The following is a 15,746-nucleotide window of genomic DNA, read 5'->3' as shown; positions in this document are numbered from 1 at the left end:
TCGCAAAATTGCTCCTATAGAAAATCTATAATTTCATCTATTTCATCAGAAAAAGAGGCTTTCTCATTCTCCGTTTCATCCTCTGATTGATGGAATACATTCTCCATTAAGTCACTTATATTAGAATATTGAAATAATAAAACCGGTTTAATAGTGGTATTAAACTGTGTATTAATCTCATTCAAAATCTTTATAAGTTTGATAGAATTTGCTCCGAGGTCGAAGAAGTTATCGTGAATTCCTATTTCCTGATGGCTTCTTTCTAGTTCCTTCGCTAAAATCTGAACTAATTTTTGTTCTGTTTCATTTCTGGCCGCTACATAATTTTCATTTGTAACTACCTTATATTCCTTAGGATCCGGAAGATCTTTATGGCTTATTTTTCCATTTGTGGTTAGAGGAAAACCATCTAATTGAACAAAATAGGAAGGGATCGCATAATCCGGTATTCTGCTGGCAAGGTATTTTCTAAGGTCCGAGGCATTTTGTACTTTACTCGAAACGAAATAGGCAATCAATTCATTTTCAGATTCATTATTTTTATTCACAACGACAGAAACCTCTTCGATATCCTCTTTATCAATTAAATAATGCTCTATTTCTTCCAATTCTATTCGATGCCCTCTAATTTTAACCTGGTTATCTTTTCTACCTAAATAAATTAAATCTCCTGTTTCTACCCATTTAACTAAATCTCCAGTTTTATATAGTCTAATGTTACCAATTGATTCTATTTCCTGCGTCACAAACTTTGTATCGGTAAGCGCTTTATTATTAAGATAGGCTCTTGCCAATCCTTCGCCATAAACATGTAATTCTCCAACTACTCCAAAAGGGACTATTTGTTGAAATTTATCTAATACCAAACAGCCTAAAGTAGGTATCGGTTGCCCGATATTACTTTCGATTGAAGCAATTTCTTTTTTAGTTATTTCCTTATAAGTGACATGGACGGTTGTTTCTGTGATACCGTACATGTTGATTATTTTACAATCAGGGAAATGGTTTTTCCATATTTTTAAAGAGGATGTTATCAAAGCTTCCCCTCCGAAAATAAGATATCGGGTACTAAAAGATTTATCTGAGCCTAAAACTATTTTTTGAAGATGTTTAAAAGCTGTTGGCGTTTGATTCAATACGGTTACACCTTGCTCAGCTATGAAGTTAGAAAAAGCATTAAAATCTTTTGTATCCTCTTTTGTCACAACTGCCAGTTTACCACCGAACAATAAGGCTCCAAAAATTTCCCAAACTGAAAAATCAAAATAATAGGAATGAAAAAGACACCAAACGTCGTTTTCGTTGAAATCGAACTGAAAGTCTTTGTTGTAGAATAATCGAACTACATTGCGGTGTTCTATTAAAGTACCTTTAGGATTACCTGTTGTTCCTGACGTGTAAATAACATAGGCTAAGTTATTTGGATTGATTTTTCTACTAAAACCAGACTTGGTATAGTGGTCTTTCTTGTTTTCGAATTCAGTAACTACGGCAGTATCGATACATATTTTTATACCGCTGTCTTTTTTAATATAATCCAATCGCTCTGTTGGATAATCGATTCCTAAAGGAAGATAGGCAGCACCGGTTTTTAATATCGCCAGTATTGCTATAACCACCCATTGGCTTCGCTCCAGTAACAGACCTACTAAATCTTCTTGCTGAATAGTATTATTGTCAACTAAATACTGCGCAAACTGATTTGATATTTCGTCTAATTCTTTATAGGTGTAAGAGAAATTCTCATACGTTAAAGCAATTCTCTGCGGATGTTTTAAAGCTTGTTCATCGAATAAATCAATTATTGTTTTTTCATTAGGGAAAGGGGTGTCTGTTTTGTCAAAAAGAGTAACTAACAGATTCTTTTCAGATTTGCTCAAATAATTCAATGCCTTTATTGAAACATTTGGTGTCAGGATACTGTTTTCAGCCAATTGAATAAAATGCATCATTATTCCGGACATAGTGGCTTTACTATAAACATCGGTATTATAGTTTAGTTTAAAAAGTAACTTATCGCCAATTTCGGCAAAGTTTATTTCCAAATCCATTTTAGATAACTCTTCTCCTTTATCTACAATAACATTTGCCTCAATAGTATGTCCCCCTTTAATTTTATCGCCGGTATTCTGAAGCGCCATCATCATATCAAAAATGGCACTTCTACTAATATCTCTTTTAGTATTCAAATCATTTAAAATCTGATCGAATGGGTATTCCTGATGTGAGAAAGCACTTAATACTTGCTCTTTGGTTTTCTTGTAATGGGTTAAGAAATCATCTTCCGGATTGATTTTGTTTCTCAATACCAAGGTGTTAACATAAAATCCTATTTGATTTTCCAGATCTATATGGTTTCTACCAGCCACCGGAGTACCAATAAGAAGGTCCTCATGTCCCGTATATCTGTAAACCAAAGCATTCCAAAGTGCTAACAGACTTATAAATAAACTGCCTTCCTGATCTTTCGTAAAAAGCTTTAGAGAATTAGTTAACTCACTTGATAAATAGACCTCTAAAGTATTTCCTTTTTGGGTTTTTAATGGCGGTCTTGTTTTGCTACTTGGTAAGTCTATTATTGGCAACTCTCCCGACAACACCTCTGACCAATATTTTTTATGTCCTTCCTTTTCCGGTTTATTCAATCCTTCCAATTGACTGGCTGCATAGTCTTTGTACTGAATTGACAGTGGCGATAATTGTACTTTTTCTTTGGTTGTAAATGCTTTATAAAATGACATTACATCGTTTGCTAATACACCCATAGACCAACCATCACCAATAATATGATGCATATTGTAATGAAAAACGTATTGATCTACTGCAGTCTTAAGTATTGCGGCTCTTAATAAAGGCCCTTTTTCCAGATTAAATAGTTTCAATTTATCTTCTTGAATATAAGAGGATACAGCATTCATTGGCTGTTCTTCACCTGAAAAGTCTTCATACCCAATAAAAAAATCTACCTCATCCCTATTCAAGACCCATTGCGATATTTGCCCTTTACTGTTCTTTTTAAAAACAGTTCTTAAAATTTCATGGCGTTCTATAACTGCAAATACGGCTTCTTGAAAAAGCTTTATGTCATAGTCTCCTTTTAATTCTACCTGCTGCGTTATATTATAAGAGGACAAGCCTTCTTCGAATTGATCTAATACCCAAAGACGCTGTTGTGATGAAGATAACGGATACCCGTCAATTGATACCGATACCGGAGCAATTGCCAATGCTACATCACTAGTTGTTTTTTGCTCTTTTAAGTATTGAACTAAAGCTTCTTTATCTTTTTTGATTCTGGAAATAAGCTCTTGCGGTATTTCCTGATGGTTAAATTTTAGTTTTAAATCCTCCCCGTCTAATGAAATATAAATTTCATTTTCTCTTAATTCTTTTAATAAATTTTTCATTGCTTAGCCTCAAATTATCAATTGATTAACCTGTATTTTATCTTCTTGTAACCATTTCTTTTCTTCTATTAACAAGGAAAGGTCGTATACTGTTTTATTTGAAAAGATCTCCGCAATTGTAATTGCGATACCTGTTTCTTTCTTCAAAATATTAATCAGCACCATCGCCTTCAATGAATCTCCTCCTAATGAAAAAAAGTCATCTTGTGTTCCAACTCCTTTTAAACCAAATAAATCCTCAAAGATTTTAACCATTTGAGATTCCTTTTCCGTTTTGGGTTCGGCATAACTGGTTTTAAGCGTTTTCCTGTTTATTTCAGCATTTAGTATCGACTTAACTTCCTTTTTAATGGCACTTACTGGATTGTGAATATCTCTTTTGGAGACTATAATTTGTTTTATATCCTCATAAATAAATGAGTTATGAAAAGTTGTCACTACTTCTTTTTGATTGATCCAGGGTTCTTCTTCTTGTACTCTATCCAGATTTATAATAGACCAATTGGCTTTTGCTTTTTGCAGCACTATACTATCCATTAATGCAGAGGCAGAAGCATATGCGCCATAAGAAATTCCACCTAAAAAAGAAGACAAGCTTGATATCACTTTTACAAAATCTACTTTTCTGTCTCTGGTAATTCTTTCAATATTTAAAAATCCGTTTACTCTTGGTGAAAAATGCTTTTCTATACTATTATCTGTAATCGTATTTACTAATGCAATTTCTGTGATATCAATATTCCTTGCCATATGAACAATCCCATCAATAGTTCCATGTTCACTTTCGATACTTTCAAATGCCAGTAAAAAACTTTCATAATCCGCTATATCAACATGCAAAGAAGTGATGGTCCCTGAATACTCTTTTAGTTTTTCATATAATTGTTTCTGCTTTTTATTCCATTGCTGGGGAAATGCATTAGACAAGATTATTACATTAGCTTGGTACTCTTTTAAGAGGTGGGAGGCCAAAGCATATTCAATATCGTCTAACATTCCGATGATCAAATAATTCCCCTTTTCTTTTATGATTGGGGCTCTGTATTTATCCTTTTGCCCTATCTCTAAAGATTCGTAATTCGGAATCCATCTGCGCCCATTTCTAAAGGCTACCTTATAATATTTGGTTTCCATTTCCAACTCGCCGGATACTTCGAGAACTGATTTTTCGAGTTCATCATTTACATCAATATCAATAGAAGTGGCATATATATTGACAAACTCCTGAGTTAGAACGTTTAACATAGTCTCCGTGTGCTGATTGATGTTAGTGCTGTCTTCTGCTCCGGTAACTGTATTATTTTTATCATTAATTACAGCTATTTTTTTAGGTTCCGTTATTTCGTCTAACTTAAAAGCTTTAATTATTGTTTGAATAGTATTAAACGTAAGGTTATAATCCTGATACTTTCTATGTACTTCTGTAGCATTCTTATGAGACAGTTCCCAAGCATAAATAATAAAATCGAACTTGAAATTTACTGTTCTTAAATGCGAGTTAAGCTCCTCATAATCTCCTAACACCTCAGGATTTACAATTATCTTATTAGGATTTTCCGCTTCAAATCGTTCTCCTTTGACAATTTCAATTATGTGTTTGCCATCTGTCTTTAATTTTTTGATCAATTCATTGTTAAATAATGATCCGTCATTAAAAAAAAGATATTTTTCGGCTTTAGAAAATAGAGTTCCTTTGTTTTTACTTCTTGGGATATATTTCCATGAAAGTATGTACACGGATTCTGAAATTTCTTTTTTTCCGGGTTCCAAAGCATCTCTCTTTAGAAAATTTTCGTCTATAGTTACTTTAGACGGAACATCATAACGATCAAAATCATAGGTAGGAATTGAGAGTCTGTTCGGTTTTCCTCCCTCATAATAAACCTCCCAATTAATGTCTATTCCATTGCTCCATAACTGCCCTAAAAAATCAGTAAAATACTTGTCGTCATCTACTGTTTCTTTGTGATGTTTTACGGTAGTTATTACATCGTTTTCCAAATTTATATTCTGGCTCTTTTTATAAAATGTTGCCAATGTTCTGCCAGGCCCTACTTCTATAAATAAAGAATTATTGAGTGCTATAAGCTCTTTTATTCCTTTTTCAAATTCTACTTTTTCTAATATATGATTAGACCAATATTTTATTGAAGTGCTTTCTTCATCAGTTATAAATTTTCCGGTTATGTTAGAAATAAATGGTATTTCAGACTTTTGGAGTGTTATGCTTTCTAATTCTTTTTCAAAATCTCCCTGTATTTCGTTCATCATTGTTGAATGAAAAGCATGTGACGTTTTTAATAGTACAAATGGAATTTCTTCGTCCTCTAGTTGTTTTTTAACTAAAGCGATACTTGTTTCTGTACCGGAAACAACAAAAGAATCATGAGCATTTATTGCAGCAATGGAAACACCTTCAATTATTTCTTTTTTGATCTGGTTAATTGATATTCCAATGCTTAACATCTCTCCTTTTGGGACTTTTGACATTAACTCAGCTCTTTTAGCGACAATTTTTAAAGCGTCTTTAAAAGTAAAAACCCCACCAATTGTAGCTGCGACATATTCTCCCAGACTATGACCAATCATATAATTGGGTTTAACACCAAAAGAAATCAGCAATTGAGCAAGTGTATATTCAAACAAAAAGAGAATCGGTTGGGTAAACAACGTTTCGTTTATTCTCGTATCGGCTACTCCATCCGCATCAAATAAGATATTTTTATAATCAAAATCGTTAAATTCCTTTAAATACAGTAACCCTTGGTCTAACGTTTCTTTGAATAAAGGGTAGGTTTGATAAAGCTCTTTACCCATATTCACATATTGGCTTCCTTGACCGGAAAACATAAAGATTATATTATTTTTAGGAGAAAGAGCGGTTGCGAACGTATTCTTATCCTTGAGAGCTTGTATCAAATCATCGCCTTCTTTTACGATCAGGTATTTTCTAAAGTCAAATTGTTTTCTTCCTATTTGTAAGGTATAAGATAAGTCTTCTATACTTACCTCTTTTTTATGCTCAATAAATTTTAAAAGCTTCTCTTCATAACGCTCCAGAGCATTTTCTGTTTGAGCAGAATATCGAACTAATTTATATTTAGATTTTACTTTTGTATTTTCGTTTAGGGGTGCTTCCTGAAGAATTACATGAATATTTGTTCCGCCAATTCCCAACGAACTAACGCCGGCCGTACGAGCCTTTCCATCTACATTTTCCCATTTTTTAGAGGAATGATTGACATAGAAGGGACCTTCATTAAAATTGATCGTTGGATTAGGGCTTTCATAATGTAAACTTGCCGGAATAGTTTTGTGGTTTAGTGACAAAGCTGTTTTTATTAATCCTGCAATTCCTGCTGCCTCGTCGGCATGCCCCATATTTGATTTTACCGTACCAATAGCACACTTATGACTTGTACTATTATTAAATGCAATATTTAGGGATTCTATTTCGATAGGATCTCCAATTTTAGTACCTGTACCATGAGCTTCTATATAAGAAATGTCTTCCGGCTCAACTCCTGCTATTTTATGAGCCAACTTTATACATTCTATTTGTCCCGCAACGCTGGGCATTGTATATCCGGCTTTGGCATTTCCGTCATTATTCATGGCAGAACCTTTTATAACGGCATAAATATTATCGTTATCCTTAATTGCTTCTTCCAGTCTTTTTAAAACGACTACACCGGCACCATCACAACCAATTGTCCCCGATGATTGACTATCAAAGCTTCGATTATGTCCGTCGATTGACATGATCGATCCTTCCTGATATTTATAACCGTAATCATTTTCTGAAAGTAATCTTATACCACCTACTACGGCAGTTCCGCATTCACTTAAAAGCAAACTGCGGCAGGCCAGATGCACCGTACTTAAGGATGTTGAGCAAGCGGTATCAATAAAATAACAAGGTCCTTTAAAATTTAATTTATGAGCTATCAGAGAGGCCATAAAATTGGGGTTAGACATCTTACTCTTCGTCAATTCATCAACATTAACATCATTTGTCAAAGACGTATATAAACTCCAATTTAAATCCTTGTTGGCACCTAAAAAGACTCCGATTTTTTTAGTATATCGCTCTATGTCACATGCAGCATCTTCTATAGCTTCCCAAACCAAATGATGCATCATCCTTGTTTGAGGATTCATTATTCTTGCTTCGTCCAGTGTATATTTAAAAAAGGGGTAGTCAAAGAAATTTGTATTGGCTACAAATGAGGCCGCTTTTATGTAATTTTTACGGTTCAACACTTTTTTTTCAATACCTTTTTCTTTCAGCTCATCGTCCGTAAAAAAATGGATCAATTCTTTTTCCTCCACCAGATTTTTCCAAAACTCCTCTATATTATCTGATTTTGGAAACCTTCCCGACAATCCAATTATAGCTATATCTTTTTTCATTTCGTACGTAACATTAGATTCTTCAATTAATTCACCACTTCTTTTATTAATCTTACAAATCGTTCATAAAATCCATTAATTCCTCCACATCTTCCATTTCATTTTCTTCTATTTTTACTGTATTGGATAACTTATCCTGATTCAGGTTTTCTCCCAAAGTTCGTATCGTCGGATATTGAAAAAAGGATATGATTTTTAAATCTGTATGCAAAGCGGTGTTCAATATGGCTAGCAACTGAAAGGCTTTCATGGAATTACCTCCAATTTCAAAAAAGTTATCATCGATACTAATTTGCTCCAGTTTTAAATAGTCACCCCATAATGTTGCCAGCTTTTCTTCCATTTCGTTCCTTGGAGCTACATAGTTTTTAGTTGCACTAATTTCCTCGTTCGGAGCAGGCAGTTTTTTATAATCAATTTTGCCGTTTGGTGTTTGCGGAAAGTCATCAAGCGTTATTACATATTGAGGTATCATGTAGTGAGGCAAACGCAATCTTAAGAATTCTTTGATGCTGTTTTCTTCTGTATAACTTGCCGTTTTGATATAAGCTACAAGGAAAGTTTGTCCTTTGTTTTCAAAAGTTGAAATAGCACTTTGCGTTACCAGTTCGTGCTCAAGAATTACATTTTCTATTTCTTTTAATTCAATTCTGTGCCCTTTAATTTTTACCTGGCTGTCTATTCTTCCTTGATATTCTAACTCTCCATTAGAAATCCAACGAGCCAAATCACCTGTCTTATATATTTTTTGGTTGTATTCAAAAGGGTTGTCTATAAACTGTGACAATGTTAGTTCATCATTGTGCAAATACCCTAAAGATACCCCATCTCCACCTATGCATAACTCTCCTGAGACCCCTACCGGACATAACTGGTTATAGGCATCCAGGATATAAATTTTTGTATTTGCAATAGGCTTTCCTAAAGTTACATCGTTGCTTGTTGCTACCGTTTTTACAGAAGACCAAATCGTTGTTTCTGTAGGCCCATACATATTATAAATATCATTCTTGACTTCACTAAGCAGCTTTTCTGCAAGTGCTTTTTTTAATGCTTCTCCACCAACTAAAAGCGTCTTTATTTGCTGTAGTGCTTCTTTTCCTTTCGTATTCAATAAAAATTCTTCGTAAAACGATGGTGTAGATTGCATGTGAGTAACCTTATGCTGCTGAATAAGTGTTGTCACCTCTTCATCCGATGTTAGTTTATTCATGCGATTTACAATAAAGTCATACTGAACTTTAGATCTTCTTACCAACTCTTTTAAGCTAAATAAATGATCCAGATTTTCCAGTACCTTTTTTTCCTCTACTCCAAAATCAATCAAACATGCTATTTCATTAACATTAATATTGTAGGCGCGGTTTATTATTTCCAAACAGGTTTCCGGAGTTCCAAACAAACTACTGCTTTTATAAAATCTTAAAAAACCCATATCTAATAAGGCTTCTTCGTCACTTTTTAAGTCCAGCCCTTGCTCTTCTGCAAGAGGTTTTAGAAGATCCAGCGAGTTTCTTAAATAATTTTTAAAGGGCTCTTCAACAATATTCTTTACCTCTTCCGCATTATTTCCAACATAAGTATGTAACATCAACGCTACTTTTCCTTTCTGCGGATCAAATCCGTTCTCTTTAAGCGTTTGTCGGTATACTTCTATTTTCTCTCCTAAATCTTCAATACTCTGGCCTAACAAATGGGTCAGAACATTGGCTCCAATGCTTCCTGCATATCTAAACGTCTCTACACTTCCTGCGGCAGTCACCCAAATTGGGAGTTCTTTTTGCACGGGTGTAGGATGTATTTTAAATTCAAAGTCTTTCCCTATTCCGTTTTTACGGGTTAAGGTTTCTCCTCTCCATAACTTTTTTAGCAGGTCTATTTTTTCATGCATCAATTGATGACGATTCTGATAATCATTGGGTGCTAAAACAAAATCGTTTGGATGCCATCCGGAAGCAATAGATAATTCCACTCTTCCTTCAGATAAATTATCGATCATTGACCATTCTTCGGCAACTCTTACAGGATCATGTAGCGGCAATACCACACTTCCTGAGCGAAGTTTTATATTTTTTGTAATGGTTGAAACTGCGGCAGCGGCAATTGACGGATTGGGAAATTGATCTCCAAAATCATGAAAATGTCTTTCCGGAACCCAGATCGCTTCAAATCCGTTTTTATCGGCATATCCGGCCCCTTCAATAAGTAGTTTGTATTTATTGGTTTCCGAACTTGTTCCGGTAGGAAAATAAAACAAACTGAAATCCATTTTAGGTTTAGGCAGAATAGGAACCGGTCTTTCTAAATGAATTACAACCTTACTTCCACGAGTTAAGGTCCATAACAATTCCAGAATTGAAATATCAAAACTTATACTGGTCATGGCTAACCACACTTCATGCTGAGTTGTCTGATCAAACTTCAGATTCATTCCCTCCATGAAGTTCACTAAATTCCTGTGGGATACTTTTACCCCTTTTGGTTTACCGGTAGAGCCTGAAGTATAAATAACATATGCCAATGACGAACTTTCGATTTCTGGCAGGTAAAACGCTTCTAATGACTCCGCATCCAAGGTAGCTACGGAAATGGTTTTAACGCTTTTAGAAATTATGTCTTGGGTCTGCTGGTCTGTTAAAACAATTTTTGTTTTACTGTGTTCTATGATATAGTCAATACGATCCAATGGGTAAAATGGATCTAATGGCAAATAGGAAGCTCCTGACTTTAGTATTCCAAGAATCGCAATCATCATTTCCATAGAACGTCCCAAGCAAACACCTACTGTAGTATTGGATTGTACATCCTGTTTGTGAAGATAGGACGCCAATCGTGTAGATTTTTCGTCCAGTTCTTTATAAGTCATCTCTTTTCCATCGCATACCAAAGCAATTTTTTCAGGAAACAACATGGCTTGCTTTTGAAACAAAGAAACAGTTGTTGCTTTCGTATCGTATTGATGCGTCGTAGCATTGAATTTATTTAAGAGCTCTTCTATTTGTTTACTATCCAAATACTTTGTGCTTTTAATATCCAATTGTGGTTCTTTGACACTTTGTGCTATGAAGTTTTCATAATTAACCGCCAGGTCTTCAATGAATTTTTTCTGAAAGAGATCCGTATTGTACTCTATAGATAAGCTCAAATTGCTTTCGTCTTCAAAAAAGGTAAATGTTAAGTCATACTTGCTGACTGTACTCTCATAATTGGTATAAAAAGAACATTTTAATCCTTCAAAAAACAAATCAGAACTAATTGATTCGTCGTTTTTTTGCTGATGTGCCACCAGAATATCAAACAAAGGAGAGCGGCTTACATCTCTGCTTAAATTAAGTTTATCTACCAAGTCTCCAAATGAATAACCTGAATTTGAATACGCTTCTTCTAAGGTTTGCTTTTGCAGGTTGAATAAATCTAAAAAAGAACTATCTCCCTGAAATTGCATGAGTATTGGCAACGTATTAATATACAAGCCAATTTGATTTTGAAGTTCGGCATGATTCCTTCCGGAAACTGGAGTCCCTAAAATAATATCCGTTTGAGAAGTATATCGATACAATAATCCATTTACGGCAGCCATCAATGACATAAAAAGAGTTCCTTTGTTTTCGCTTGAAAACACTCTTAAGCTTTTTAAATTTTTCTGACTTATTGTATGTGTGTAACTGGATCCTTTATAGGTCTTTAAAGCTGGTCGGGATTGATAAGTTGGTAAGTTAATTACCGGCAATTCTCCTGAAAATTTTTCTAACCAATATTTTTCTTCGCTTTTTACATTTTCTTTATCACTAACCCACTCGGCATAATCTTTAAATTGTATCGGCAGCTCCTGTAAATTAATCGGGTTTTCGGAAACTAAACTATTATAGATTTGTGCTAAGTCAGACATCAAAATTTCTAAAGAGGCCCCGTCCGATATAATATGATGGATATTAATTCCTAAATAATATTCCTTGTCGTTTTTGTGCAATAACAGCGTTTTCAAAAAAGAAGATTCTTTTAGTTCAAACGGTGACTTTATAAAATCGGTTACAATACTTTTAATTTCTTCCTCCGAACAATTATTTCTGACTTCCATTTGAAAGTCAGCTTCTTGTAAAACTTTTTGAGCTATTTCGCCATTTTCCTGTAGTACAAAATGCGTTCTTAAAACCTCATGTCGCATCACAAGCGCATTAACCGCTTGTTGTAATTTACCGGTATTTATATCGCCTTCCAATTTTAAAACAATAGGCAAATTGTAGGCACTGTTAATATCTTCCATTTGGCATAAAATCCAAAATCGCAATTGAGAAGAGGTTACCGGGTATAACTCTTTTTTAGCTGCTTTAAGAATTTTATTAGAAGAACTAACTAATGTTATTTTCTTTAAGTAATCGAGAATACTTTCTTTATTTTCTTTTACCAGTTCAATGAGCGAGTTATCAATATCTTCTTCCAGAAAAATCAATTCAAGATTTTCCCCGGATAGTTTCACATCTAAACCCTTTAATCTTATTTCTTTTAAAATAGAGGCTGCTTTCATTTTATATAAGAATTTTTTTCTTCTCCGTTAATGTTACTTGATTTTGTAACGACTTTAAATTTTCGATATGTAGCGCTACCGATTCAATAGTCGGATCACTTAAAAACAATTCAAATGTTATTTCAGTAGTTAACTCTGTCTTTATTTGATTTAACATTTTATGCATTCTCAGACTATGCCCGCCTAATTCAAAAAAGTTATCCAGGATTCCTACCTTATCAATCCCTAATAGGTCTTTCCAGATTTCTGCTAATTGCTTTTCTATCTCCGTTTCCGGTGCTGTATATTGTGTAGTAACTAAAGCACTGTCATCAATCTCAGGCAATGCTTTTTTATTGATTTTCCCGTTAGGTGTAAGCGGGATTTCATCCAAGATAACGATATGAGAAGGTAACATGTAGTCCGGAAGAACCTTGCTTAATTGTTTTTTTAAGTAAAGTCTGTCAATGGCTGCAGTTGGTACAATATAAGCCACTATCAGTTGCTCCTTTTCTTTATTCACAACATCAACAAAAGCCTGATTTACATGATCTTGAATCAGAATAACGTTTTTAATTTCTTCTAATTCAATTCTATATCCTCTAATTTTTATTTGATTATCATTCCTGCCTAAATAGATGATATTGCCGGTATAATCTTCATAGGCTAAATCTCCTGTTTTGTATAAACGCTCGTCTTTTTCAAACGGATTGGCAATGAATCGCTCGTTAGTCAGATCAGTTAATTTTAAATAACCCAGCGCTAAATGTTCCCCTCCAACATAGATCTCACCTATTACTTTTTTGGGTACCGGTTGCTGATCCTTATCTAATAAATATATGGCGGTATTGGCTACAGGTTTTCCTATTGGTACATAAGATACGATCTCGTTTTCTTCCTTACACATTGTATAACTGGTCACTACATGGGTTTCTGAAGGGCCATAATGGTTGTGTAATTTAACTTTAGGGTTTTGTATCAAAAATTCTTGTAACGTATTATTCGCCATTAATTGCTCCCCGGAAGATATAATGTGTTTAATCTCATGGTTTTTAACAAATGTTTCTTTTGGAAAATCAAAAAAGTTCGTCAAGGCAGAAAATGGAAAACACAACACTTCAATAGCATTGCCAACAATGAAATCTAAAAGTCTCCTGAAATCAATTTTCATTGCTTCCGGAGTTATAAACAGAATCCCTCCACTACTTAACACAAACCAACAATCCTGTAAGGAAACATCAAAACTAAAGGAAGTATATTGCAAATGCTTTAATCCTGATTCTATACCCGAATCATAAATATTCCATTGAATTAAGTTGCTGAGCATTCTATGGGTTTGTACCACCCCCTTAGGATGTCCGGTAGAGCCTGAGGTGTAAATAACGAAGGAAGGATCATCTAATTGATTTACGATATTCAAATTACTATCATCCCATTCAGAAAATGCAAATTGATCTAAATTGATTATAGCTGCCTTTTCTGATAATTCTTCGTCAAATAAATCTATTGTTGAAATTATCGTTTTTATTTCAGCATCTTCTACGATATACTCTTTACGTTCAATATGATATTTATGATCAATTGGAACATAACATCCACCGGCTTTTATAATGCCTATCATTGCCAGGACATTTAAATGCGAACGTCCCAAAATTACTCCTACATTAGTTTGTGGAGTTACGTTGTATTTTTCTCTTAAGCAATGTGCTAATTGATTGGTGTATTCATTAACTTCTTTATATGTTAATGAAATATCTTCGTATTTAACCGCTACATTTTCCGGCGTGCGTTGTACTTGATTTTCAAAAAATTCTATCACGCATTTTTTTACATATTTTTCCGTTGCAGCTTCTTGTTTAAGTACTCCTTCCTTCTCTGTAAGATAGTTAAGTGCTCCTATTCTTTTTGCAGGTTGCGTCAATAATAGGTGTACTAATTTTTTATAATGCGTGATAAACTGTGCTATGAATTTTTCCTCAAATAAATCAGTATTGTATTCTACCTTAAGTGATAACAAGTCATTTTCGGTCTCTTCTACATACACTAATAAATCAAATTTACTGGTCGTATATTTTTCGACTGTAATTGCTTCTAAAAAAGCTTCGTTGTCAAATTGTTCTTCGTTTTTTGCTCCTTCTTTTGGCAAAACCACCAGCATCACATCAAAAAGAGGGTTTCTCGAAGCATCCTTTTTTAAATTCAAAGCTTTTACTACTTCTTCAAAAGGATATTGCTGATTGTTATGTGCTTCTAATATGGATTGTTTTACAGCTGTAAAAAAAGTATCAAATGAATCGGATTGTTCTACTTTGTTTCTAATGGCCAAAGTATTGGTATAAAACCCTATTTGATTATGTAAATCCGTATGCTCTCTGGCAGCAAAAGGACTTCCTATAATAGTGTCATTATTTCCCGTGTATTTCGCCAACATCACATGCAAAGTGCTTAACATTACCATATACAATGAACCTTCCTGGCTCTTTTGGTAAGAGCTTACAGCATTAGAAATGTCGGTATTAAAATAGGTTTTCAGCGTTTGCCCGTTATACGTTTTTACGGGTGGACGTGTACCTGTAATGGGTAATTCTAAAACCGGCGTTTCGGTTGAAAGTTTAGCCAACCAATAGTCCTTTTGTTTTAGAAAAGATGCTCCTTCAAGATTATCCAAATTCCATAACGTATAATCTTTATACTGAATTCTTAATTCTTCCAGTGCGGGTACTTTATTCGCCTGTAAAGCCTTATACGCTGTCAATATTTCGCTCTTTAAAATTGGAATTGACCAGGCGTCACAGATAATATGATGTAAAATACAGGAGAAATAATAGCTGTTGTTGTCATACTTTAATAAAGCAGCTCTTAACAAAGGACCATTCTCTAAATCAAACGGTACATTTGCTTTTTCCTTGATGTATTCGTTTACTTTGGACAAAGAGTCCACAGCTTCTGAATAATCCTCGTAATCGAGATTAAAGTTTAATTCCTGTACGGATAGTATCTGTTGTTGTGGCTCTTTTTCTGCATTGAGTCGAAATACGGTACGCAATATTTCATGTCGGTTCAGGACATAAATTATAGCTTCTTCTAAGCTATTTTGATCATAATCGCCTTCTAGTTTAACTTCAAAAGGAATGTGATAGGCTATAGAGGCCGTAGTGGACTGTGATTCAAACCAAATTCTAAATTGCGCATTGGAAACGGGATAACTAAGTGCTTCTTTGGCTTTGGGTATTTCTTTAAATTTATTGATCGAAATAGATAGTAAATAACTTATAATCTGCTCTTTATTATTTCTTACTATTTCCACTACCTCATCCTCCACAGTCTCTTTTAACAGAGATACTTCCAGCTGATTCCCGACTAGCTTTACCGCTACTCCTTTTTCTCTTAGTTCTTTAATTAAAAAGATTGTTTCCATGTGT

Annotated in this window: 4 protein-coding genes; all 4 read right to left on the bottom strand. The window is 34.2% G+C overall.

Annotated features, from left to right (window positions below; translation table 11 throughout):
- Positions 1 to 14: 14 nt before the first annotated feature.
- From ACHRV3_RS14410 to ACHRV3_RS14395, 4 genes are read right to left on the bottom strand one after another with little or no spacing between them, the layout of a single operon-like run.
- On the bottom strand, positions 15 to 3,407 hold the full coding sequence (locus tag ACHRV3_RS14410) for an amino acid adenylation domain-containing protein (protein WP_395435097.1): 3,393 nt from the start codon (positions 3,405 to 3,407) through the stop codon (positions 15 to 17).
- 9 nt (positions 3,408 to 3,416) lie between these two features.
- Positions 3,417 to 7,820 carry a beta-ketoacyl synthase N-terminal-like domain-containing protein gene (locus ACHRV3_RS14405; protein ID WP_395435098.1) on the bottom strand — a complete coding sequence of 1,468 codons (4,404 nt, stop codon included), beginning with the start codon at positions 7,818 to 7,820 and terminating at the stop codon, positions 3,417 to 3,419.
- A 52-nt stretch (positions 7,821 to 7,872) separates the two neighbouring features.
- Positions 7,873 to 12,345: a MupA/Atu3671 family FMN-dependent luciferase-like monooxygenase gene (locus ACHRV3_RS14400; RefSeq protein WP_395435099.1), complete on the bottom strand. Its 4,473-nt coding sequence runs from the start codon at positions 12,343 to 12,345 to the stop codon at positions 7,873 to 7,875.
- Position 12,346: 1 nt separating this feature from the next.
- Complete coding sequence (locus ACHRV3_RS14395; protein WP_395435100.1) at positions 12,347 to 15,742, bottom strand: amino acid adenylation domain-containing protein; 3,396 nt, start codon at positions 15,740 to 15,742, stop codon at positions 12,347 to 12,349.
- Positions 15,743 to 15,746 lie beyond the last annotated feature (4 nt).

The sequence above is a fragment of the Flavobacterium sp. FlaQc-49 genome, assembly GCF_044005985.1.
In the GTDB taxonomy this organism is placed as follows: domain Bacteria; phylum Bacteroidota; class Bacteroidia; order Flavobacteriales; family Flavobacteriaceae; genus Flavobacterium; species Flavobacterium cupriresistens.
Note: the sequence above shows the minus strand (reverse complement) of the source record. Positions and strands in the feature narration are given on the sequence as shown.

Excerpts from the sequence above, each read along its gene's own strand:
- ACHRV3_RS14410 (WP_395435097.1), bottom strand. The coding sequence starts at position 3,407 with ATGAAAAATTTATTAAAAGAATTAAGAGAAAATGAAATTTATATTTCA.
- ACHRV3_RS14405 (WP_395435098.1), bottom strand. The coding sequence starts at position 7,820 with ATGAAAAAAGATATAGCTATAATTGGATTGTCGGGAAGGTTTCCAAAA.
- ACHRV3_RS14400 (WP_395435099.1), bottom strand. The coding sequence starts at position 12,345 with ATGAAAGCAGCCTCTATTTTAAAAGAAATAAGATTAAAGGGTTTAGAT.
- ACHRV3_RS14395 (WP_395435100.1), bottom strand. The coding sequence starts at position 15,742 with ATGGAAACAATCTTTTTAATTAAAGAACTAAGAGAAAAAGGAGTAGCG.